General features: G+C 62.3%; 19 protein-coding genes. 6 read left to right on the forward strand and 13 right to left on the reverse strand.

Annotated elements, in window-relative coordinates; all coding sequences use genetic code 11:
* Nucleotides 1-21: 21 nt before the first annotated feature.
* Entirely contained in the window at nucleotides 22-1,677 is a 1,656-nt protein-coding gene (locus PCS43_RS22595; RefSeq protein WP_209911712.1) for a class I adenylate-forming enzyme family protein, read from the forward strand.
* 53 nt (nucleotides 1,678-1,730) lie between these two features.
* Complete coding sequence (locus PCS43_RS22600; protein ID WP_245361854.1) at nucleotides 1,731-2,636, forward strand: NAD(P)H-dependent flavin oxidoreductase; 906 nt, start codon at nucleotides 1,731-1,733, stop codon at nucleotides 2,634-2,636.
* Here the strand turns inward: PCS43_RS22600 and PCS43_RS22605 are convergent.
* The 6 genes from PCS43_RS22605 to PCS43_RS22630 are packed head-to-tail and all read right to left on the reverse strand — an operon-like array spanning nucleotide 2,633 to nucleotide 8,676.
* A complete protein-coding gene (locus PCS43_RS22605) occupies nucleotides 2,633-3,529 on the reverse strand; it encodes a LysR family transcriptional regulator (protein ID WP_003939949.1) in 897 nt (298 codons plus the stop codon). The genes PCS43_RS22600 and PCS43_RS22605 overlap by 4 nt on opposite strands.
* 3 nt (nucleotides 3,530-3,532) lie before the next feature.
* Complete coding sequence (locus PCS43_RS22610) at nucleotides 3,533-4,435, reverse strand: LysR family transcriptional regulator (RefSeq protein WP_007729501.1); 903 nt, start codon at nucleotides 4,433-4,435, stop codon at nucleotides 3,533-3,535.
* A 30-nt stretch (nucleotides 4,436-4,465) separates the two neighbouring features.
* Nucleotides 4,466-5,278, reverse strand: coding sequence for an enoyl-CoA hydratase/isomerase family protein (locus PCS43_RS22615; RefSeq protein WP_030537193.1), 813 nt, complete (start codon nucleotides 5,276-5,278; stop codon nucleotides 4,466-4,468).
* On the reverse strand, nucleotides 5,275-6,036 hold the full coding sequence (locus PCS43_RS22620) for a crotonase/enoyl-CoA hydratase family protein (protein ID WP_065351440.1): 762 nt from the start codon (nucleotides 6,034-6,036) through the stop codon (nucleotides 5,275-5,277). The genes PCS43_RS22615 and PCS43_RS22620 overlap by 4 nt, the downstream gene beginning before the upstream one ends.
* Nucleotides 6,037-6,073: 37 nt before the next feature.
* Nucleotides 6,074-7,120, reverse strand: coding sequence for an MBL fold metallo-hydrolase (locus PCS43_RS22625; RefSeq protein WP_030537195.1), 1,047 nt, complete (start codon nucleotides 7,118-7,120; stop codon nucleotides 6,074-6,076).
* Complete coding sequence (locus PCS43_RS22630) at nucleotides 7,117-8,676, reverse strand: long-chain-fatty-acid--CoA ligase (protein WP_064074250.1); 1,560 nt, start codon at nucleotides 8,674-8,676, stop codon at nucleotides 7,117-7,119. The genes PCS43_RS22625 and PCS43_RS22630 overlap by 4 nt, the downstream gene beginning before the upstream one ends.
* Before the next feature lie 187 nt (nucleotides 8,677-8,863).
* On the opposite strand from PCS43_RS22630, the gene PCS43_RS22635 reads away from it, so the two are divergent.
* Nucleotides 8,864-9,808 (forward strand): LysR family transcriptional regulator, encoded by a 945-nt coding sequence (locus PCS43_RS22635; RefSeq protein WP_209909933.1) that lies wholly within the window; start codon nucleotides 8,864-8,866, stop codon nucleotides 9,806-9,808.
* On the opposite strand, the gene PCS43_RS22640 is transcribed toward PCS43_RS22635, so the two are convergent.
* Nucleotides 9,742-10,632, reverse strand: coding sequence for a LysR family transcriptional regulator (locus tag PCS43_RS22640; protein ID WP_007729523.1), 891 nt, complete (start codon nucleotides 10,630-10,632; stop codon nucleotides 9,742-9,744). The two genes, PCS43_RS22635 and PCS43_RS22640, sit on opposite strands and share 67 nt — an antisense overlap.
* Nucleotides 10,633-10,814: 182 nt before the next feature.
* Between PCS43_RS22640 and PCS43_RS22645 the strand changes: the two genes are divergently transcribed.
* Nucleotides 10,815-12,485: a chitobiase/beta-hexosaminidase C-terminal domain-containing protein gene (locus PCS43_RS22645; protein WP_209909936.1), complete on the forward strand. Its 1,671-nt coding sequence runs from the start codon at nucleotides 10,815-10,817 to the stop codon at nucleotides 12,483-12,485.
* 64 nt (nucleotides 12,486-12,549) lie between these two features.
* Here the strand turns inward: PCS43_RS22645 and PCS43_RS22650 are convergent, their stop codons facing one another.
* Nucleotides 12,550-13,740: an acyl-CoA dehydrogenase family protein gene (locus tag PCS43_RS22650; RefSeq protein WP_007729528.1), complete on the reverse strand. Its 1,191-nt coding sequence runs from the start codon at nucleotides 13,738-13,740 to the stop codon at nucleotides 12,550-12,552.
* A 310-nt stretch (nucleotides 13,741-14,050) separates the two neighbouring features.
* Between PCS43_RS22650 and PCS43_RS22655 the strand changes: the two genes are divergently transcribed.
* Nucleotides 14,051-15,271: an acetyl-CoA C-acetyltransferase gene (locus tag PCS43_RS22655; RefSeq protein WP_007729531.1), complete on the forward strand. Its 1,221-nt coding sequence runs from the start codon at nucleotides 14,051-14,053 to the stop codon at nucleotides 15,269-15,271.
* A gap of 5 nt (nucleotides 15,272-15,276) precedes the next feature.
* Here PCS43_RS22655 and PCS43_RS22660 read toward each other — a convergent pair whose 3' ends face one another.
* The 5 genes from PCS43_RS22660 to PCS43_RS22680 form a co-directional block, all read right to left on the reverse strand.
* Nucleotides 15,277-16,473, reverse strand: a complete 1,197-nt coding sequence (locus tag PCS43_RS22660; RefSeq protein WP_007729534.1) for a CaiB/BaiF CoA transferase family protein — start codon at nucleotides 16,471-16,473, stop codon at nucleotides 15,277-15,279.
* Nucleotides 16,474-16,560: 87 nt separating this feature from the next.
* Nucleotides 16,561-17,301 carry a 3-oxoacyl-ACP reductase FabG gene (fabG, locus tag PCS43_RS22665; RefSeq protein WP_058226592.1) on the reverse strand — a complete coding sequence of 247 codons (741 nt, stop codon included), beginning with the start codon at nucleotides 17,299-17,301 and terminating at the stop codon, nucleotides 16,561-16,563.
* 42 nt (nucleotides 17,302-17,343) lie between these two features.
* Entirely contained in the window at nucleotides 17,344-18,510 is a 1,167-nt protein-coding gene (locus PCS43_RS22670; protein WP_064114207.1) for an acyl-CoA dehydrogenase family protein, read from the reverse strand.
* A gap of 120 nt (nucleotides 18,511-18,630) precedes the next feature.
* The gene (locus PCS43_RS22675) at nucleotides 18,631-20,151 is read right to left on the reverse strand and encodes an acyl-CoA synthetase (RefSeq protein WP_003940405.1); all 1,521 of its coding nucleotides are present in this window, start codon (nucleotides 20,149-20,151) and stop codon (nucleotides 18,631-18,633) included.
* Nucleotides 20,152-20,196: 45 nt separating this feature from the next.
* Nucleotides 20,197-20,994 (reverse strand): enoyl-CoA hydratase, encoded by a 798-nt coding sequence (locus tag PCS43_RS22680; protein ID WP_003939812.1) that lies wholly within the window; start codon nucleotides 20,992-20,994, stop codon nucleotides 20,197-20,199.
* Between the two features lie 109 nt (nucleotides 20,995-21,103).
* Between PCS43_RS22680 and PCS43_RS22685 the strand changes: the two genes are divergently transcribed.
* Complete coding sequence (locus tag PCS43_RS22685; RefSeq protein ID WP_193594916.1) at nucleotides 21,104-22,534, forward strand: coniferyl aldehyde dehydrogenase; 1,431 nt, start codon at nucleotides 21,104-21,106, stop codon at nucleotides 22,532-22,534.
* Nucleotides 22,535-22,541 lie beyond the last annotated feature (7 nt).

The following is a 22,541-nucleotide window of genomic DNA, read 5'->3' on the forward strand; positions in this document are numbered from 1 at the left end:
AATCCACAACTGCGGCACAACATGCAATACCCGGATACCACCATGGCGTACTGGGCGCCCAGCATGGCGGCGCTCTACGGTGACCGCCTCGCCGTCGTGGACGGCGAGCGTACGTGCACCTTCCGCGAACTCGGCCAGCGCAGTGCGCAATTCGCCGGCGCACTGCGGCAAGCCGGGGTGGGCGTCGGCGACGTGGTGTTGATGCACCTCGGGAACTGCGTCGAGTTCCTCCAGGCTTACTACGGATGCCTACAGGCCGGGGCGACAGTCACATTGGTCAACCCACTGCAGCCAGAGCTCGGCCTGCGCAAGCAGATCGAAGAGACGTCCGCCGTTGCTGCAGTGACTCAGAGTTCGCAGCTGCACGTACTGCTCGCGGCCGCTTCAGGAAGCTCCGTGCGTACGATCGTGATGGTCCAGGACACCGAGGGCGCGCTCGACACACCGGAGTCGGTCGTCGCATTCGACTCCTTCATCGCCGATCTACCCACCGAATTCACCCCTGCCTCGGTTCGTAGCGACGACATCGCACACATCGCGTTCACCGGCGGAACCACCGGAGTCTCCAAAGGTGTTCGTGTTCTTCACCGCAACGTCGTCGGCAACATCACACAGATGTGTGGGTGGAGAACCGGTCACGAGTTGGATGCAGGTCCTGAAGGTCTCGTCACTCCTCGACGCATCGATGGCCTCGACGTGCTCGGTCCGACGCCCGGGACCGGGGCGACCATCGTGGTCTCCCCTCTCTTCCACGCACATTCGTTGCTCAACACGTCGTTCCTGTTGATTTCCGGTCTCACCCAGGTGTTTGCCGGTCGGTTCGAACCCGGCCGGATGCTCGAGCTGATCGAAAAGCACGAGGCCACCTATCTCACCGGGTCTCCCGCCATGTGGCACGCACTGTCGGTTCATCCCGACGCCACGGTGCGCAACACCGACAGCGTGTGCGTCGTCTCTTCGGGTGCTGCCCCGATCGACAGTGTCACGCTCGCCGCACTCCGCCGGGCATTTCCCAAAGCGCTCGTCGTCGAAGGCTACGGGCTGACCGAGGCCACCTGTGTGGTCACGGCCGCTCCGCTGATCAACGGCTCGGAATATCGGCAGAGCAGCGTCGGCCTCCCGATCTTCGACACCGAAATCCAGATTCGCGATCAGCTCGACCGGAAGACCGTTCTGGGCGAGAACGAACGCGGCGAACTGTGGGTGCGTGGGCCTCAGGTCACCGACGGCTATCTCGGACACCCGGAAACCACCGCAGAACAGTTCGTCGACGGCTGGTTGGACACGGGAGACATCGCGTACCTGGACTCGGACGGATACCTCTTCATCTGTGACCGGGCCAAGGACATGCTCATCTACAAGGGATACAACGTCTATCCGCGGGAACTGGAAGAGATTCTGGTCTCGCACCCGGCGATCTCGACTGCCGCGGTCGTCGGCCGCGAAGTGGGGAACAACGGCCAGGAGCCCGTAGCCTTCGTCGTGATGATTCCGGGCACCGAGTTCGACGCCGAGCAGATCAAGGCGTTCGTCGCCGAGCAGGTGCTGCCGTACAAGAAGATTCGCGAAGTCGTCGAGGTAGAACTCCTTCCGACATCGGCTGCCGGTAAGGTCCTCAAGACCGACCTCCGCTCGAGACTTCTCGAATCCGTCGATCAGAAAGGCGGTTCCAGGTGACGACCTTCGCAGACCTGACGTCGCAACTGCGTGTCCCGGTTCTCGCTTCACCGATGTTCATCATCTCGACCCCTGACCTCGTCATCGCGCAGTGCACCTCTGGCATCATCGGGTCCTTCCCGGCACTGAATGCTCGTCCGCAGTCGGCACTTCGGGATTGGCTCAAACTGATCACCGTGGCTCGTGAGGAACATGATCGTGAGCACCCGGAGAATCCGTCGGCGCCATTTGCCGTCAACCTCATCGTCCACCGGTCCAACAACCGCCTGGAAGAGGATCTGGCGACCATCGCCGAGTTCGAGGTTCCGATCGTCATCACGTCCCTCGGCGCTCGCACCGACATCAACGACGCAGTCCACGCATACGGCGGAATCGTTCTCCATGACGTCATCGACAATCGCTTTGCACGCAAGGCGATCGAGAAGGGCGCCGACGGACTGATCGCGGTAGCTGCCGGGGCCGGTGGCCATGCCGGTAGGCAGTCGCCGTTTGCCCTGATTCGGGAGATTCGTGAGTGGTTCGCCGGTCCACTGCTGTTGTCAGGTGCCATCGCTCATGGTGATTCGATTCTCGCTGCGCTCGCGGCCGGGGCCGATTTGGCATACGTCGGATCAGCTTTCATCGCAACCGAAGAGGCTAACGCGGATCCTGCGTACAAGGAGATGATCGTGGATTCAGGGGCCTCCGACATCGTCTATTCCAACCTGTTCACCGGAGTACACGGAAACTACCTGCGGGGCAGCATCGTTGCCGCCGGCTTGGACCCCGACAACCTGGCCGAATCCGATCCATCCGCAATGAGTTTCGCGACCAACGACACCGATACCAAGGCCTGGCGTGACATCTGGGGTGCCGGACAGGGCATCGGAGCGATCGATGCAGTCCTTCCGACGCATGCAGTAGTAGAGCGTCTCGCCGCCGAGTACTCTGCCGCGCGAGAACGTATCTGCCGACTCTAGTGCTGTGACCGGCGTTCGTCGGACAGGTACTCGTGGATCAGGTTCACGAATACCTGTCCCACCGGCGACAACGTCGAGGGGTCGAAGGCGAGACCGTACGCACGCAGGAATCTCGGCTCGCAGGCCCGTTCCACCACCTGACCAGGCATCGATTTCGCCACCGAGCGCTCGACCAACGAGCCGCCGAGTCCGGCGATGACCATCGGGAGCCGCGACTCCCGTTGCTCGGTCACCACCGCGAGTTCCGTTCTGGTACCGGCCTTTCGGATCGAATCTTCGATCGCGTCACCCATCGCTGCCCCGCGAGGAACGAATACCATGGGAATGTCCGGCATTTCCGAAAGGCGTACCGGCCCCTCGGGTAGTTCCGTTCCCGCCGGGTAGACCAGGCGGTATTCCTGCTCCCCCAATTCGACGATTTCGAGCCCTTCGCCCGCCTCGAGCGGCAGATGAGCCACCGCGAATTCGCAGTGGCCGTCCCGGATGAGACTTTCCAGATTGTCCTCACGCTCGAGTTCCGAGAATCTGACTCGCGCTTGCGGATACCGTCGACAGAACTCCGCAATCAGATCGACGATCGTCCCCGAGGTCAGTGCAGGGAAAGCCATGATGTCGAGGCGACCGACGATGGCGCCATCGGATGCCGTCAACTGTTCAGCCGCCGCAGCTACGTCTCGCAAAACCTGTCGACTCGGGCCGACCAGACTGCGACCGGCAGCACTGAGCACCATGCCGCGCCCGATGCGGTGGAACAGCCTCACTCCCAGTTCACGTTCGAGCCCGCGCAACGCTTGTGACACGGTCGGCTGAGCAACGCCGAGAGCCGCTGCGGCGCCGTTGATCCCCTTGTTCTCGACCACTGCGAGGAAGTACTCCATCTGCCGGAACTCCACAGTTCACTCCTCTTCCGTGGACGGAACGGCGGAGGTGGCCATTTCCGCAGCCGTCGCGATGAATGCAGCGGCCGCCGGGGATTGCTCGCCCGAGCGATAGACGATACCGACGTCGCGTGTCAGCGGCGGATCGAAGGAGAAGGCGCAGACGTCTGTCATCTGCTGTTGTGCAACCCTTCTCGGCACTACAGTGGCGCCGATTCCTCGACGCACGAGTTCCCACGTGGTCACAGGGTGGACACAGTCCACGACTACGTTCTCGGCGCCTTCGCTGAGCAAGCCCCGGAACTGATTCGATTGATCACCGAGATCGACCACAAGCGGCAAACTGTGCAAGAGCGCTCGCGGAACCGGATCCGCCAACGGCGTTGCAAGTCGGCCGGACAACGACGCATGGGTGGCGAGCACCAACTCCTGAGTGGCAATCGGAGCCGTGACCAAACCTTCGTACCCGATACTCAGATCGGTGACGCCGACCTCGGCCGACCCTCGCCGCAACGCATTGTCGACCCCGGCCGGGCCGTACGTGTCGAGAACACGCACGACGATCTTCGGGAAGTTGGCCCGGAATCGCCGGACCAACTCGACCATCGGATCGATCGAGAACGCCGAGTACGAGACGACGTCGACACGACCGAACTCGAGTTCGCGAACGGCGGTCACTTTCGCCTTCGCGCGCTCGACGTCGGCAAGGATTCTCCTGGCCGCGAGATCGAACGTGCGGCCCGCGTCGGTAAGAACCAACCGCCTGCCCGTCCGGTCGAACAGCGTGGCGCCGAGTCGACGCTCGAGCGTACGAATTGCCTGTGACAGCGAGGGCTGCGAAATGTAGAGAGCCTGAGCGGCCTTCGTTATCCCACCGTGGTCGACAACAGCGACGAAGTAGGTGACGAAGTGCAGATCCACTCATCCATCATACGACCAGCGATCCGTCGCTCACTCCACCCGAGTTGCCCCTGGTACGGCCCACTCTCCGGTGAAGATCGGCTCCCGCTTTTCCACGAAGGCACGAACCGCGTCGGTGGCATCCGTCGCAAAATTGACCGCTTGCGCCCTCGCCTCGTTGTCCAAGGCCTCCCGCAACGAGAGGGAGGTGTGACGTTCGAGCATGGCGGCAGACTGACTCAGTGCGGCCGGCGGGCCGGCGGCGAGCCGCTGCGCCAGTGTTGACGTGTGTTCGTCCAGCTCGGCCGGTTCGACCAGATAAGTCACCAACCCGAGCTCGTAGGCTTCCTGTGCGTCGATCGTCTCGGCAAGCATCACCAGTCGCTTGGCTTGTTGGAGGCCGACCAGTCTCGGCAGGATCCACGAACCACCGAAGTCGACAGACAACCCCCGTTTGGCAAAGATCTGGCTGAACTTCGCACCCTTGGCCGCCACGACGAAGTCGCAGAGCAACGCCATGTTCCATCCGGCTCCGACGGCAAACCCGTCGACCTTCGCCACCAGAGGTTTGGGAAACTCACTCAGTGCGATTGCCGTTGCGTTGATGACACGCATGCGATCGAGCGGGTGCGACGAGCCACGCTTGTCCAGATCGGAGCCCGCGCAGAAGGTCCCATCCGCGCCGGTCAGGATCACCGAGCGAATCTGCGCGTCCTCTTGAAGTTCGAGGACTGCTTCACGTAGAGCGATCCAGGCGTCGAGATCGAGAGCGTTGCGGCGGTGCGGCCGACAGAGAACAATCGTCGCGACAGCACCGTCTCGTTCGATGCTTACGGCCGCACGCTCGATCGTCTCGGCACTCATGAACCACTCCACACGGGAGAGCGCTTCTCGGCAAATGCCGTGGCGCCCTCCTTGGCATCACGAGAGGTGAAGACCGGATCGATGAATTCGCGTTGCGCGACAAAGGCATCCGGATCGGTGTACTTGGCGGACATTGCCAGTACCTGCTTGGTCGCGCGAACAGCCAGTGGACCGTTAGCCGCTACTCGGGCCGCAAGCTCGCGTGCGACGGTCAGCGCGTGTCCCGGTTCGGCGAGCCGATTGACCAAGCCGTGATGATGCGCCACGGTGGCACTGAGTGGATCCCCCGTGATCGCGATTTCCATGGCCAACTGATACGGAAGAATTTTCGGCAGACGTAGGAGTCCGCCGGCGGCCGCGGCAAGTCCCCGCTTCACTTCGGGCAGGCCGAATTTCGCGTCCGTGGACGCCACGATCAAGTCGGCCGCCAAGGCCAGTTCGCAACCGCCGGCGAGTGCCCAACCTTCGACGGCTGCGATCAGCGGCTTCGACGGCGGTGCCTCGGTCAGACCGGCAAAACCACGACCCGGTAGCGATGGCCGCTCTCCGCGCGCAAATCCCTTCAGATCCATACCGGCGCAGAAGGTTCCACCAGATCCGGTCAGAATGCCGATGGTGAGATCGGCCCGTTCCTCGAACTCGTCGATGGCCGCAGCCAAGGCTTCGGCAAGTTCGAGATTGACCGCGTTCTTGGCCTCGGGACGATTGAGGGTGATGACGGCAACGCCGTCGGCGAAGTCGGTGAGCACGACGCTCATGTTCGGTTCCTACTTCCGTGATGAGATTCTTGAAAGGTCACTGCGCGCGAATGCTCCAGCGCACGGGTGTGCCGCCGGACGGTGTCACGATCTCCCGCTTGGCCAAAACAACAAGATGAGCATGGGTTTCGCGGACTGCCAAGCGAAGTAGTCGCGGCGACATCTGTTCGAACGGGCGAGACCAGGAGATCGTGCGTGAGAGTTCCCAGGCCGTGGATTCAGGCTCATCCTGCACCGCAGCCACGATCTCCGCCAATCGCTCCTCGTGGTGCCCCATCAATTGACGTGCACGATCGGCGATCCCACGGAATCGATATTCATGTGCCGGAAGCACTTCGCACTCGCCCAGTGTTGTCGTCGCCTCGAGCGAGAGAAGATAACGATGAAGTGGGTTCTCGAGTTCACCGGGAATCGTGGAGATGTTCGGGCTGATCCTCGGCAGCATGTGATCGCCGCTGAACAACAAGCCTCTGTCCTCTTCCACGAAACAGAGATGTCCGGGAGTGTGCCCCGGTGTCCATTGGGCGCGGAGATTCCAACCGGGTAGGTCGAGTGAATCCCCTTCTCCCAGAACAATGTCGATGGTTTCGTGCTCGGCGAACCGCACCAGGTCGACCCGAGACGCGTCGAGCACTTCGGCCGGTGCGCCGAGTTCGGACAACTGCAGGTTCCAGCCACTGATGTCGTCGCGGGTCTGTTCGGGCCCGTGGTACCCGAGGAGCGTCGCGTCGGCCACGTGCATCGCAAGTGTCGCGCCGCTGACCTGCCGAAGACGCGGCGCCAGGCCGAAGTGATCGGGATGCAGGTGCGTGATTGCCGCATAGCGCACTTCGGAAACGTGGTATCCGATCGATGCTATGCCGTCGACGAGAGCCTGCCAGGACTGTTCGTGATCCCAACCGACGTCGATGAGGGCAAGTCCGTCGTCGAGCGCGAGTGCGTAGACGAGTACGTAGCGCAAAGGGTTGTCCGGCATAGGAACAGGGATCGACCACAATCCGTCCCGCACCTGTTCGACCGGTGGAAGGACTTTGTTCGCCCATGCCTCACGTTGTGCGACACCGACGTCTTCGGTCACGATCATGATGCTTCTCCGCTCGCGTTCAGCATGGTCCGCAGGCTCGACTTGAGCAGTTTCCCGCTCGCGTTGCGAGGTAGGGAGTCCACGAAATGGATCTGGCGAGGTTTCTTGTACGACGCCAACTTCGCTGTGCTGAAAGCGATCAACTCGTCGACGCTCGGCACGTCGGCACCGTCGACCAGTTTGACCACTGCGGTCACGGATTCACCCCAGCGCTTGTCGGGAACCCCGACCACCGCGACCTCGGCGACCGAGGGGTGCTCGGCCAGAATGGATTCCACCTCGATCGGATAGACGTTCTCTCCGCCGGTGATGATCATGTCCTTGAGTCGATCGGTGACGAACAGATACCCCTCGTCGTCCAGATGGCCGGCGTCCCCCGTTCGGAGGAAACCGTCGTGGGTGAACAATTCGGCGGTCTCACGGTCACGTCGCCAGTATCCGCGAGTGTTGTTTCTACTGCGCGCGACGATCTCACCGGAACTATTGGGCGGCAATTCCTCACCAGTGGTGACGTCTCGAATCGAGATCTCGACGCCGATCATCGGCTTGCCCGCAGAGCGAAGCAACTCCGAACGCGGCCCGCTCACATGATGGTCGTAAGCACGAAGGACGGATACCGAACCCGTCGTCTCGGTCATCCCGTATCGCTGAACGAATTTGCAGTTCAAGACAGTCATCGCGTGGGCGAGGAGCGCCGGAGTGATCGGTGACGCCCCATAGGCGACCACCTCCAGGCTGGTCAGATCGAAACTGTCGAGAGTCGGCAGATCTACCAGCGTCTGAATGACTGCAGGCACCAGAAATGCGTGGGTGACGCGGTGGGTCGCGATGGCATCAGCGACCCGAGCAGGCGCCATGTCTCCGAGCAGCACCAAAGGCACTCCGGCCGACAAGCATGTACTCATCCAGCCGGCACCGGCGATGTGAAAGAGGGGAAGTGCATCGAGTGCGACTGCATTCGAACCGAATTCGTAGACATCGAACCCCTCGGGCTCGTTGTACAGATTCCGGTGCGTGGCCACGACGCCCTTGGGCCGGCCGGTTGTCCCGGACGTGTACAGCTGCAGAACTGCTGCGTCCGGATCGTGCCCGTGTCCGGGGTCGACACCGGTCCCTGATGCCACGAACTCCGCCCAGGTTCGCGAATCCGGCAGGACCCCTGCAGCTCCCACGGTTATGACCTCGATGTCCGGCAACGCTGCGGACATCGCCGCCGCCCCCGCGGCGAACTCGTCATCGACGATCAAGACGTCGAGCTCCGCGTCCTCGGCGATGTCGACGAGTTCGAGTGGGTTGAGCCGCCAGTTCAACGGTATGAACACAGCGCCTGCCTTCGCACATGCGATGAAGGTTTCCGCACCTTCGAGGCCCATACGCAGTAGCGCACCGACACGAGCACCCGTTGTGGTCACTTCTGCCAGCGCACTCGCCAAGGTGCTGGTCTCGCCATCCAGCTCAGCCCAAGTCAACATTCGGTCGCCGCACGTGATTGCCGGATCGGACGGCCGTGTCGACGCCGAGTGACGTATCCGGTTGGGTAGGTGAAGCTCGCTCACATCACGCTCCTGTGTTCCAGGTACTCACCGAGCACGAACCGCGGTCGGTGGTACTGGAACAGTCGACCATCGCTATGGCCTGCGCCACAAAGACGAGAAGGCGCACAGAGCCATAGCTCAGACCTATGTCAGCAGGTCGCAGCAAGTCACCGCCGCCAAGGCTCCGTCATCTGGGAGAATTCGTCAGATGCAGGCACCCGGGATGGACATACGCAGCGCGCAATATCTCGTCGCGGTCGTCGATCACGGCAGCGTCACTGCCGCCGCGGACGTCCTGCGTATCTCGCAACCGTCCCTCTCGCAGGCCGTGCGCAACCTCGAACGAACTCTCGGAGCCACACTCTTCGAGCGCACCACTCGCGGTCTGGCTCCCACCACGGTCGGACTGGCAGTTGCCGATTCTGCCCGTACGTTGCTCGCCGACGTTGCTCGGGCCGAGGCCGCGGTGGCTGCGGTAACCGCTTTGCGCGCCGGGGAACTCGCCATAGCAGTTCAGTCCGATCTCGCCATCGACCCTGTTGCAGAGGTCGCCGGACGCCTCCATCTGACGGCACCCGGAATTCGGTTCTCCACGAACGCCTCCGCCAACGCACAGGACGTGCGCGCGCTCGTCAGAGCAGGTACGTGTGAACTCGGATTTCTCGAGACCCACCCGGGTACCGAAGTCTCCGACGGGCTTCGAGAAATTGCCGTGAGCACCCAGGAAACGGTCTTGTCGATCCCCATTCGCCTGGCCACAGACCTCCCCGATCCGGTTCCGCGCACCGTGGTCGCGCGCCTGCCAATGGTGGTCGAGGCATCCGCAGTTCGGCGCGGGCACTCGATCGACGACGATCTGGAACTCACCGACGTCGTCGTGGAAGTGCCAGATCGCCTTGCTGTCCGGGAAATGGTCGGGCAAGGTGTAAGCGCCGCGCTGCTGCCCAGATCGATCGCCGATCAAGACTCACCGGCATCTGAGGTTCGCTCGCTTTTCCCACCGATCACCCGGCAGACGATCTTGGTCTACCGCGACGGCCCGCTCTCACCGGCCGGGTCTGCGTACATCGAGAACATCTCCCCACGTCACAAGCCCTCCACGAACAGCCTGCCCAACGGCGAGAGCGTCTCCGGATCGAACTCGACGCCGTAATTCAGTGAGATCGGCGGCTCCACCGGAAATATCTCCGCGCCGGACGCGACCGATCTCTCGGCCAACGAACGCTCCATGAATGCCATGCCCAAACCAGCAAAGACGAACGCGCCGACGGTCTCCCGCTGCGCCAACTCCGTCGACATCCGAGTCCGGGCCCCGGCGGCCTGCAGAGACGACTCGATGGCAAGGCGAGCCCGCGAGTGTTTGAGCACACCCACCACGGGGAGATCGGGCAATGCCGTCAATGACACCGGCTCTCCCGCAGCGGGTTTCACACCATTCGGCCAGACGTCGGGATGAACCCCCGACGGCACTGCCAGCCAGTACTCGTTCACCCCCAACACTTTCGTGGACAGCGCCGACATGTCGGGTGGCCAGTAACTGAAGACCACCTCGCACGCGCCGTCTGCCAACACCTGCTCAGACGTTGCACCCTGCGGCAACTCACCGACCCGAACGGTCACAGCAGGCCACCGCTCACGAAAGTCCGCCACGATGCGTGCGATCGGACCTTCGAGACCATGTGCCGCGGAGCAGATGTCGAGCCGGCCACGAGGCTCGTCGGCCGTACCGATCGCGACGTCGAACGCGGCCGCGCTGCTGCGAGTCATCTGCCTCGCCGGCCCTACCAACGCCCGACCTGCTGCCGTCAGCACCAAACCGCGACCGACACGGTGAAACAGTTCGACTCCGAGTTCGCGCTCGAGGCCACGAATACCCTGCGACAGCGACGGCTTGGTGACCGACAGATTCTGCGCAGCCGTCGACAAGGACTCACCACCGGCAACGGCAAGGAAGTACTCGATCTGACGTAGGTCCACTCCATCGACTTTGCCATAAACGCAGCCGGGTATACCGGTACCAAGCACTGCAGGGTGTTCACACACGCTTCATTAATCGGACATTCAGGACACACCTTCTTCTACCCGGCGCCACCTACCGTAATTGGTCCAGACCAATTACGGATAGGTCTGAACCACCGCGTCGAAGACAAGGAATCCTCGTGAGACGTACGACCATCGCGATAGCAGCCGTGACAGCGGCTCTCGCCGTTCCCGGCATCGCCCCCGCCGAATCCCACGCCGAACCCGGCTGGGGCAGTTCGTCCTTCGAATGGGGCAGCTCTTCGGGCGAGAACAACACGCCGCCCGCAGCGCCCGGCGTCAGCGTCCCCGGCGGACGGTACGAGCACCCCGTCGACCTGACCTTCACCGCCGAGCGCGGCGCCACCGTCCGCTACACCGTGGACGGAACGACACCCACCACCGACAGCCAAGCTGCCACGCCGGGACGTCCGCTGCACATCGCACAGGACACCAACGTCACTGTCGCAGCTTTCCGCGGCGATCACGCGAGCGCGGCCGTCTCGTTCGGCTACCTGATCAAGACCTCGGAAAAGCCGCTGGCTCAGGTCGTCGTGATGTCCGACGTCCACGTCGGCGATCACGCGAACAACGACAAGAAGTACGAAAGCTTCTTCGACACAATCGGTTCCATCTACCCGAAACCCGACGCCATCCTCTCCAACGGGGACATGATCAACGACAACGGAGACGGCAAGGGGCCCGACCACAAGATCGTCGCAGAAATCTTCCAGGCAAACCTCGCCCGAAAGGGCATGAACGACACACAACTCCTGATCTCCAACGGCAATCACGATGCAAGTCTCGCGGCGATCAGAGCCGGATATCCGGCGGAGTGGTTCCCGGATTCCGGTGGCGGATACTACGAATCCGACGTCAATGGTGTCCATCTCTTCACGGTCAACACCGAAACCTACAACAATGATTCAGCGCAACGCAATTGGCTGAAGTCCCGCCTGACCGAAATCACCGCGGAGTCCGGGAACCTAACCAAGCCGATCCTGGTCCAGGGACACCGGCCGGCAAGCAACACAGCCATGGACGGGCAGCAGGCGTCGAACCCTCGATTGACCGAAGACCTGAGTGCCTTCCCTCAGGCAATCTTCTTCTCCGGGCACTCACATCTGAACAACAACGACGACCGGTCGATCCATCAGCGTGACTTCACGTCGGTCAACGACGGCTCGATGTCGTACATCGAAATCGATCACGGCTACCAGATGGTGACCGAGTCCGGTCTCGCGAACCGTTTCGAATCACCCACTGCCCAAGCGCTCTTCGTCGAGGTCTACCAGAACCGCACGGAAATCAACCGAATCAACATGGCGGCAGACAAGCACGACATCTACGCCGGTGGCGCGTGGTCAGCCAACTGGCAGCCGCCGTACTCGAGCGCGGGCACGCTGAGCGGTTCGGGGTGGACGGTCGAACTCGACGGGTCGACCAACCAGCAGATCAAGGACAACTTCCGCTACACCTCGGGCGCACGGAACACGCACGCGCCGGAGTTCACCTCGAGCACTCCGCTCTCGGTGACGACCGGCGAAAACGGTGCGACCGCACTGAGGATCGCGCAGGCCAAGGACGATCAGATGGTGCACCACTACGCCGTCGAGGTCACGGACACAGCCACCGGAGCGAAGGTGGTCTCGTCGAAGGTGCTCTCGGACTTCTACTTCATGCCGCGGCCGAACAGCCTCGACATTCCGATTCCCGATGCCGCAGCGGGCACCGCGTACGAAGCCCGCGTCGAAGCCGTTGACGCATACGGCAACCGGTCACCGGTGACAACCCTGGCCTTCACCCGCTGACGTCCTCCCGCTGACCCGACACGACAAAGCGGCACCGCGCATATTCGCGGTGCCGCTTCTCGGCTCAGTTGTACGTGCGAAGCAGGCCCTTGCTGATGATCTGCTTCTGGATGTCGCTGGTGCCTTCACCGATCAGAAGGAACGGCGCCTCACGCATCAACCGCTCGATCTCGTATTCCTTGGAATAGCCGTATCCGCCGTGGATACGGAAGCTGTCCTGGGTGACCTCCGAGCAGAATTCACTCGCCAGATACTTCGCCATACCCGCGGCGACATCGTTGCGCTCACCCGAGTCCTTGAGCCTGGCAGCGTTGACCATCATCAGATGTGCCGCTTCGACTTTGGTGCCCATCTCGGCGATCCGGAACGCGATGGCCTGATGCTCGGCGATCGGCTTGCCGAAAGTCTCGCGTTGCTTGGCGTAGGTGACAGCCAGTTCGAAAGCGCGCTGGGCAATTCCGCAGGCACGCGCGGCGACGTTGACCCGGCCGACCTCGACGCCGTCCATCATGTGCCGAAATCCCGAGCCAGGGGTGCCACCGAGAACCTCCTCGGCTCCGATCTCGAAACCGTCGAAGATCATCTCCGTGGTGTCGATTCCCTTGTACCCCATCTTCTCGAGCTTGCCCGGAATGGTCAGGCCCGGGAGTACCTCGCCGAAACCTGCGGGTTTCTCGATCAATATCGTCGTCAGATTGTTGTGCGGCTTCTCCGCGCCCTCGTCCGTCTTGACCAGGACTGCCACCAAGGTCGAGGAACCCCCGTTGGTCAGCCACATCTTCTGGCCGGTGATCACGTAATCGCCGGAGTCCGTCCGCTTCGCCTTGGTCGATATGGCAGCAACATCGGAACCGAGGGCAGGCTCCGACATGGAAAATGCACCGGTGAGTTCCCCGGAAGCCAAACGCGGCAGGTACTTCGCCTTCTGTTCCGGCGTCCCGTGCGCCGAAATCATGTGAGCCACGATGAAATGCGTGTTGATGACACCGGACACGCTCATCCATCCACGGGCCAATTCTTCGACGCACAGCGCGTAGGTGAGCAATGATTCGCCGATACCCCCGTACTCGGGGTCGATGGTCAGTCCGAACAGACCCATGTCCTTCATCTGCTTGACGATGTCGGTCGGGTACGTATCCGAGTGTTCGAGTTCCTGCGCCGCGGGGATGACCACACGATCGACGAACTCGCGTACCGCCCCGACGATATCGGTCTGAGTTTCGGTCAATCCCGCCGTCTGCGCCAAACGAGTCACTGTTCCACCTGTCAGTCGGTACTTCGTGCCCTCCCGGTCGACGAAATTGATTCGACTCCAGGAACTTTCATCCCGCCGCGACGTGTGTGCGGCAGAGACGCTGTATCCATTCAATCCCCGAAGGGTATATGTGTCAAAGTCGATTTCGCATACGAACCGTATGGCGGAGACTATGTCCGAACAGGTCGTTCCTGCTGTTGACAACCGCGCCACGCGTGCTGGATATTCGAGTGGCCAGGTCGCGACGGGCCCTTCGATCGGCCCGTTCACGCGACGCATTCCCCACCTCTCCTCGAGACAGGCGCATTCCATGCACGACGCAGTCATCTGTGAACCCGTTCGCACCCCGGTGGGCGGATTCGGCGGAGTCTTCAAGGACGTTCCCGTCACCACTCTCGCCGGCACTGTTGTGCGTGGCCTCGTCGAACGAACCGGCATTGCGTCCACCGATGTCGACGACGTCATCTTCGGTCAGGGGTACGCCAACGGAGAGGCCGCGGCCATCGGGCGAATCGCGGCACTCGACGCCGGTCTGGACGTGTCCGTTCCCGGAATACAACTCGATCGCCGTTGCGGTTCGGGATTGCAGGCGATCATCTACGCCGCGATGCAGGTACAGACCGGGATGAGTGATCTGGTCATCGCCGGCGGCGCCGAAAGCATGAGCGGAACCGAGTTCTACTCCACCGACATGCGTTGGGGCACAAAGCGCCCTTCCGTCGAGTTCCACGACCGATTGGCCAAACCGCGCACGAACTCCGGCGGAGTCAACTTTCCGGTGGAAGGCGGCATGATCGAGACCGCCGAGAACTTGCGCCGGGAGTACTCGATCACCCGCGACGAGCAGGACCGATACGCGGTGCGATCGCACGAACGGGCCGTTCACGCCCAAGACAGTGGGTACTTCGACGACGAGACCATTCCCGTTTCGGTGCCCGGACGCCGTGGTGAGCAGACAGTCGTCACCCAAGACGAGCATCCGCGCCGAGGGATACAACTGTCCGATCTTGCTGCACTGCGCCCCATTCGAGGTCGCGTCGACCCTGAAGCAACAGTCACCGCCGGAAACGCCTGCGGCCAGAACGACGCCGGAGCCGCGGCCATCGTCACCACTGCGGCCAACGCCGAACGGCTGGGCCTGCGGCCGTTCGCGAAACTGGTCAGCTGGGGTGTGGCCGGTGTGGAGCCGAACCGGATGGGCATCGGACCGGTGCCTGCCGTGGCGAAGGCTCTCTCCCGTGTCGATCTGTCGCTGGACGACATCGACCTCATCGAAGTCAACGAGGCCTTCGCCGCCCAGGTTCTCGCGTGCGCCAAAGCCTGGGGATTGAGCGCGCAGGACATCGAAGAACGCTTCAACGTCAACGGTTCCGGAATCTCGCTCGGACATCCTGTCGGCGCTACCGGTGGGCGGATCCTCGCCAATCTGCTGCGCGAACTCGACCGGCGCCAGGCACGGTACGGGATCGAGACCATGTGTATCGGTGGCGGACAAGGGATTGCCGCGGTGTTCGAGAACCTGCGACGCTAGAAGCGTTAACCAATCGATCCGTCGCGGCGAAGTTCCGCGATCCGGTCGCCCGTAAGTCCCAACTCGGCCAGCAGAGAATCCGTCTGCTGGCCGAGTGCCGGAACGTCACCCATGCGCATTTCGACATCCGAATACGTCATCGGAGGCAGCACGGCATCGATCGGACCGTTCTCGGTGCCCACGGACCGCCATCTGGCACGCTTCTCCAGCTGCGGATGTTCCAGCAGACCGGCCATGTCGTTGAGTGCCGCGGCCGGAACACCAGCGGCGGCCAGACGCTGATCCAGATCTGTCGTCGAGTACAGACGCGTCAGAGAGCCCACCAATTCGTCTACCTCGCCACGGTTTTCGACGCGCACGATGTTGGTGCGGTAACGCGGATGATCGACCAGATCCTCTCGCTCGAACACGTCCACCATCAGCGCTCGCCATCCACGATCGTTCTGGACGCCGATCAGGATTTCGCCGTCGGCCGTGGGATACGAATCGTAGGGAACGATCGCGGCATGGCCGAGACCGACACGTGGAATCTGCTTGTCCGCATACATTTTCATGTACATCGGATGGCCCAGCCACTCGACGGTGGAATCGAACATCGAGACCTCGACGAGCGCTCCCTTGCCCGTTCGCTCTCTACGGAACAGGGCGCTCAGAATCGAAGTCAGCGCGTACATTCCTGCCGCGATGTCGGAGACCGGGATGCCGGTCTTGGTGGCCGTCTCCGGTGTGCCTGTCACGGAGATCATTCCGGTCTCGGCTTGGACCAACATGTCGTAGGCCTTGCGCTCACGCCGCGGGCCGGCACTGCCGTAGCCGGACATGTCGATCACGATGAGCCGTGGGTATTTATCGCGCAGTTCCTCCGCGCCGAACCCCAGTCTCGCGGCTGCGTCGGGAGCCAGGTTCTGCAGGAACACATCGGCTCGCGCGACCAGATCGAGAAGGATCTGCCGGCCGGCTTCCGACTTCACATCGACGGCGATCGATTCCTTGGAACGGTTGAGCCACACGAAGTGTGATGCCTGACCGTGAACCGCCTGGTCGTAGTGACGCGCGAAGTCACCCTCGCCGACGCGTTCTATCTTGATCACCCGCGCACCCATGTCCGCGAGATGTCTGGTGGCGAGCGGTGCCGCCACCGCCTGTTCGAGTGCAACTACGGTGATTCCGTCGAGCGGAAGATCCGAGTTCGGCTGTCCCATGTCAGTAGTCACCCCAGAAGTTTTACACCCAGAATTCTCACACTCTGAATTCTTGCACTCTGAATTCTTGCACTCGAACAGGACGGATCAGATGTGGCGGCCGCCGGTGATCTCGAGAACCGTGCCGGTCATGTAGCTCGAGAGGTCGCTCGCGAGGAACAGCACAACCGAAGCAACTTCCGAAGGCTCGGCTGCGCGCCCCATCGGAATCTCGGCAAGCTTCTCGTTCCAGATCCGTTCGGGCATCGCCTCGGTCATCGCCGTGCGGACCAGTCCGGGCTGAACGGCGTTGACGCGAACGTTCTTGAACGCGACCTCTTTTGCCGCGGCCTTCGTCAGACCGACGATCCCGGCCTTCGCGGCCGAGTAGTTGGTCTGCCCGAGCATGCCCACCTTGCCGGAGATCGACGAGATGTTCACGATCGCGCCCGTCTCACGCCCGCGCATGCGGGCGGCGGCAGCGCGTGTTCCGTTCCAGGCGCCCTTGAGGTGAACGGCGATCACGTCGTCGAAGTCCTGCTCGGTCATCTTCCGCATCGTGGCGTCGCGCGTCATGCCGGCGTTGTTGACCATGACATCGACTGGACCGAAAGCGCTTTCGGCCAGATCGAGCATGGCCTCGACCTGTCCGGAGTCACGCACGTCGCAGGAAGCGAAACGGGCGACCGACTCTCCACCGAGTTCGGCGACCGCAGCCGTTCCCACGGTTTCGTTGATGTCGCCGAGAACGACGGTCGCGCCTTCCTTGATGAAGGTGCGCGCAATTTCGAGCCCGATGCCCTGGGCTCCGCCGGTCACTACCGCAACCTTGCCGTCCAACAATCCCATGTCCACTCCGTTCGTGAGGTTAAAGCTCGTCTGGAAAATGTGTCAGCGCTGGTTTTGCTTTTTCGCTTGCGCCACGAGCCCACCACCGAGAATCAGACGCTGGATCTCGCTGGTTCCCTCGTACAGGCGCAACAGGCGAACTTCACGGTAGATACGTTCGACCGGAACACCGCGCATGTACCCGTTGCCCCCGTGGATCTGCACGGCGAGATCTGCGACCTTGCCCACCATCTCGGTGCAGAAAAGCTTTGCCGCCGAAGGCCCGAGACGGCGATCCTCACCGCTGACGTACCGCGCGGCCACCTCGCGCACCATCGCACGCCCTGCCATCACACCGGCTTGCTGGTCTGCCAACATCGCTTGAACCAGCTGGAAGTCACCGATCGCGGTGCCGCCCTGTTCCGTGACCACGGAGAACGCGACAGATTCGTCGAGCGCTCGCTGTGCTGCTCCCACCGAAAGCGCCGCGATATGGACTCGTCCGCGCGCGAGAGACGTCATCGCTGCGCGGTATCCGGTGTCCTGGTCGCCACCGACGAGGGCCGACTCGGGAACCCGGACGTTGTCGAAGGTGACCTCGGAGGTCCAAGCACCTTCCTGACCCATCTTCTTGTCCTTGGGACCGACCGTGACACCTGGCGTGTCAGCCGGAACCAGGAACACTGCAATTCCCGGACCATCGGAATCCGCCGGGCGAGTGCGCGCGAACACCACGAACAGCTGCGCCAGTGGAGCATTGGTGATGAACCGCTTGTTGCCGTCGATCACCCAGTCGGATCCGTCCAGCACTGCCTTGGTCCGAAGGCCGGCCGGGTTGGAGCCCGCGCCCGGTTCGGTGAGAGCAAAGGAAGCCACGACATCACCGGAGGCGATGCGCTCGAGCCACTGAGCCTTCTGCTCGTCGGTACCGAAGCCGACCAGCACCTGCCCGGCAATTCCGTTGTTGGTACCGAACATCGAACGCAGCGCCAGAGACGTGTAGCCGAATTCCATTGCCAGTTCGACGTCTTGGGTGAGATCGAGTCCGAGCCCACCCCATTCCTGAGGGATCGCGTAACCGAAGAGCCCGATAGCTGCGGCCTTCTTGCGTATGTCCGCAGGAATGGCGTCGGTGTCGGCTATCTCCTGCTCACGCGGAACTACTTCCTTACGGATGAACTCCCGCGCAGTCGCCAAGATATCTGCGAAGTCATCTGCGTCGACCTGCATTCCCACCACTCACCTTGCTGTTTCCGAAGTCCATGCCGTCCCCCGAAGTCAATACCGTGAGGCAATCGGAGTCAAAGACCTGAAAACGAACCGAAGGTAAGGCAGAACCTATAGCAAGCTTCAGACGGTGCGCAGTTCCCGCTTCAGTAGCTTGCCGCTCTGGTTGCGCGGAAGCTCGGCCACGAAACGGACATGCTTGGGCACCTTGAACGGAGCGATTCGCTCCTTGACGTGGGCAATCAACGCCTCGGGCGTCAACTCGTCGTTGCCGTCCTTGAGCACGACGATCGCGGTGACGGCCTCGATCCACTTCTCGTCGGGCGTACCGATCACGGCAACTTCTGCCACGGCGGGGTGCGTGTAGACCGCATCTTCGACCTCGCGTGACGCCACCAGGATGCCGCCGGTGTTGATGACGTCCTTGATCCGGTCGACGACCGTGATGAAACCTTCTTCGTCCCGCACGACCAGATCGCCCGAATGGAACCAGCCGTCACGGAAGGCCTCGGCGGTGGCTTCCGGATTCTCCCAGTAGCCGTTGCACAGCTGCGGTGAGCGGTAGAGAACCTCGCCGGACTCACCGTCGGCGACATCGTTTCCGTCGGCGTCGACGACGCGGGTTTCGACGAAGAACACCGCGCGACCACAGGAAGACGGGCGATCAGCATGCTCGCTGGGCTGGAGAACTGTTGCCAGTGGGCCGATTTCGGACTGGCCGAAGCAGTTGTAGAAACCGATGTCCGGGTAGCGCTCGCGCAGACGATTGAGCACGGTGACCGGCATGATCGAGGCGCCGTACTGCGCCTTCTTCAGCGACGACAGATCGCGGGTCTCGAGGTCCGGATGGTTGGCCAGCGGTACCCACACGGTCGGCGCCAGGAACAGCGATCCGATCTTTTCGGCTTCGACACGGCGCAGGATTTCCGGGATGTCCGGCGCCTGCATCAGACTGACCGTCGCGCCGACGGACAGGTACGGCAGCATGAAGACGTGCATGCCCGCGGAGTGGTACATCGGCATGCAGATCAGCGGGTTGTCGTTCTTGTCGAGGCCGAGCGCGATCACCGAGGACACGTACTCGTGAACCAGTGCACCGTGAGACATCATGGCGCCCTTGGGCTTCGAGGTGGTGCCCGAGGTGTACAGGAGTTGCGCCAGATCGGTCGACGTCGCACGCGGTTCGAAGACCGGCACCTCGCCTGCCTCACCGATCGTGACGACGGACAGTTCCGCGTCCCGCAGTGCGATCACGTGATCGAGATCGAGGTCGGAGCGTACCGAGTCGAGCGTCGGCGCCAATGCCGGATCCACCAACACCGCGCGGGCGCCTGACTGCGCCACGAGGTACCGGAGTTCCTCCCCCTTCAGTGCGTAATTGACCGGAACATGCACCAAACCTGCTCGTGCACAGGCAAGAAATCCGATTGCATAGGCGTCGGAGTTGGTTCCGTATGCCGCGACGCGGTCGCCGTGTTCGAGCCCCAGACCGAGCAAGTAGGCGGCGACCCGCGTCACCGCGTCGTCGAGTTCGCGGTAGGTGCGAGTGCGATCTTCGAATACGACGGCTACACGGTCGGGGTACTTGGCTGCCGAGCGCCGAAGCACTCCGTCGACAGTGTTGGTGCGTGGATCCAGGCTCATGCGCCTCAGGTTATAGGACGTCCAACTAAACCGGAAGAGCGATCGTTACTTATTGCGCCATTCGGGCTTTCGCTTGTCCACAAAGGCCTGCATACCTTCCTGAGCGTCGCAGGTCACGGCGTTGGTTGCCATAGTTTCCGCCATCGCCTCGTACGCCTGCGCTTGCGGCAGATCGATCTGGCGATAGAACGCCTGCTTACCGATCTTCACCGTCAAGGGGCTGGCCGTCGTGATCTTGGCGGCCAGTTCGCGCACCTCTCGGTCCAGGTCTTCGGGCGCGACGACGAAGTTCACCAGACCCCAGTCCGCAGCGGTGTCGGCGTCGATCGTCTGCCCGGTGAGCAACATCTGCATCGAGCGCTTGCGCCCTACTGCCCTGCTCAGCGCCACCATGGGCGTCGAGCAGAACAGTCCGATCTTGACGCCCGGCGTGCCGAAGACAGCATTCGACGCAGCAACAACCAGATCACACGACGCGGCCAGTTGGCAGCCCGCCGCGATAGCCGGGCCCTGTACTGCGGCAATCACCGGCTGCGGAATCCGCTGTACGGTCTCCATCATCTCGGTACAGCCGTCGAAGATCGCCCGCTCGTCCTCGAGGGTTCTCCCGATCATCTCCGTCAGATCGTGTCCGGCGGAGAACACCGGGCCTTCGGCGCGCACGATCACGACCCGCACGCGCTCGTCTACAGACAATTCGACAAGGGCAGCCGTCACCTCACGCATGGTCTCCGCCGAGAGCGGATTGCGCCGCGCCGGCCGATCGAGCGTCAGGAAACCGAGTCCCACCGATTCCTCGACGGAAATCTTCACTGCAGTGTCTTCTACCTGTGTCTGCGACATGTGTTCTCTCTACCAATCGAATCCGTCCCGGTCAACGAGACGAAAAGGGCATCCACTCGCACCGCGTCGATACGGTCCGGTCAATACTTCGCCACTACGAGGAGTGCCCATGAGCACCGATGCCGCCGTCACCACTGATCTCGAAGAGATTCTGCGCGCTCAGCAGGAAGCAACTCGAGCCGCTGGTCTTCCGTCCGCGCAGACACGACGCGAGCGCATTCAACGCGTCGTCGATCTCCTGGTGGCAAACCACAAGGATCTGACCGAGGCGATCAACGAAGACTTCGGCGGCCGAATCCCGGCCTACTCGGTGATGAATGACGTTCTCGGGTCGATGGTTTCACTCAAGCACGTTCGTGATTCGCTCGAAGAGTGGATGATTCGCTCACCGAGAGCTACCGGAGCGATGCAGGACCAGTTGGGTGCCACGGCGTACGTGTCGTACCAGCCGAAGGGTTCGATCGGCATCATCGGAACCTGGAATGCTCCCCTGTTCACTCTCCTGAGCCCGCTCGCCTGCGCCCTCGGAGCAGGAAATCGCGCCGTTCTCAAACCGTCGGAGATCGTGCCCAATACTGCGGCCGTCCTGGCCGAGGCGGCGCGTCGAACTCTCGACCCCGTGGAGGTCGCGGTGGTGACCGGCGGCCCGGAAGTCGCTGATCGGCTGACGTCGCTGCCTTTCGACCACCTCGTCTTCACCGGCAGCACGACCGTCGGAAAGCTAGTCATGGCCAATGCTGCGAAGAACCTGGTGCCGGTCACCCTCGAACTCGGCGGCAAGTCACCGAGCGTCTTGAGCCGCAGTGCCGATATCAGCTCTGCTGCTTCGCGTTTGGCTATCGCGAAGTCCACCAACGCCGGTCAACTCTGTGTCTCTCCCGATCTGATCTACGTTCCGCGCGAGAACACGGAAGCATTCATCGACGCGTTCACCGACCAGTTCACGGGACTGTTTCCCACGATTGCCGACAACAAAGACATGGTCTCGATAGTCAGCGATCGTCACCTCGCACGCATCGAGGGGTACATCGCGGACGCCGAAGAACGTGGGGCACGAATCATCACCGTTCCCGACGAAGAACTCTCCGCAGACACTCGTCGTCGCCCACTGCGAATCGTGGTCGACCCTCCGACCGACGCGCAGATCATGAAGGAGGAGATCTTCGGGCCGGCCGTCGTCGTCTTGCCGTACGACCAACTCGACAACGTCGTCGCCGACATCAATTCACGACCGAAACCGTTGGCGCTGTACTACTTCGGAACCGATCTGGACGAGAAGGAATCCGTACTCGAACGCACCGTCTCGGGCGGCGTCACCATCAACGACGCGATGTCTCACCCCGGGCTGAGCGACGCACCCTTCGGCGGCGTCGGGGCTTCGGGCATCGGGCACTACCACGGCCGTGAGGGTTTCCTCGAGTTCAGTCACGCGCGAACGGTATTCGAAGCAGCGCAGCATGACCCACGCGGTGAATGGGGAATGCTCCCGCCGTACGCTGAGGGTTTCGAGCAGATGATGTTGGCTCAGGTAACGCCCTAGGGCCTCC

The sequence above is a fragment of the Rhodococcus sp. C-2 genome (assembly GCF_027854095.1).
Classification (GTDB): Bacteria; Actinomycetota; Actinomycetes; order Mycobacteriales; family Mycobacteriaceae; genus Rhodococcus_F; species Rhodococcus_F qingshengii.

Excerpts from the sequence above, each read along its gene's own strand:
- PCS43_RS22595 (WP_209911712.1), top strand. The coding sequence starts at position 22 with ATGCAATACCCGGATACCACCATGGCGTACTGGGCGCCCAGCATGGCG.
- PCS43_RS22600 (WP_245361854.1), top strand. The coding sequence starts at position 1,731 with ATGTTCATCATCTCGACCCCTGACCTCGTCATCGCGCAGTGCACCTCT.
- PCS43_RS22615 (WP_030537193.1), bottom strand. The coding sequence starts at position 5,278 with ATGAGTGCCGAGACGATCGAGCGTGCGGCCGTAAGCATCGAACGAGAC.
- PCS43_RS22620 (WP_065351440.1), bottom strand. The coding sequence starts at position 6,036 with ATGAGCGTCGTGCTCACCGACTTCGCCGACGGCGTTGCCGTCATCACC.
- PCS43_RS22625 (WP_030537195.1), bottom strand. The coding sequence starts at position 7,120 with ATGATCGTGACCGAAGACGTCGGTGTCGCACAACGTGAGGCATGGGCG.
- PCS43_RS22635 (WP_209909933.1), top strand. The coding sequence starts at position 8,864 with ATGCAGGCACCCGGGATGGACATACGCAGCGCGCAATATCTCGTCGCG.
- PCS43_RS22655 (WP_007729531.1), top strand. The coding sequence starts at position 14,051 with ATGCACGACGCAGTCATCTGTGAACCCGTTCGCACCCCGGTGGGCGGA.
- PCS43_RS22660 (WP_007729534.1), bottom strand. The coding sequence starts at position 16,473 with ATGGGACAGCCGAACTCGGATCTTCCGCTCGACGGAATCACCGTAGTT.
- fabG (WP_058226592.1), bottom strand. The coding sequence starts at position 17,301 with ATGGGATTGTTGGACGGCAAGGTTGCGGTAGTGACCGGCGGAGCCCAG.
- PCS43_RS22670 (WP_064114207.1), bottom strand. The coding sequence starts at position 18,510 with ATGCAGGTCGACGCAGATGACTTCGCAGATATCTTGGCGACTGCGCGG.
- PCS43_RS22675 (WP_003940405.1), bottom strand. The coding sequence starts at position 20,151 with ATGAGCCTGGATCCACGCACCAACACTGTCGACGGAGTGCTTCGGCGC.
- PCS43_RS22680 (WP_003939812.1), bottom strand. The coding sequence starts at position 20,994 with ATGTCGCAGACACAGGTAGAAGACACTGCAGTGAAGATTTCCGTCGAG.
- PCS43_RS22685 (WP_193594916.1), top strand. The coding sequence starts at position 21,104 with ATGAGCACCGATGCCGCCGTCACCACTGATCTCGAAGAGATTCTGCGC.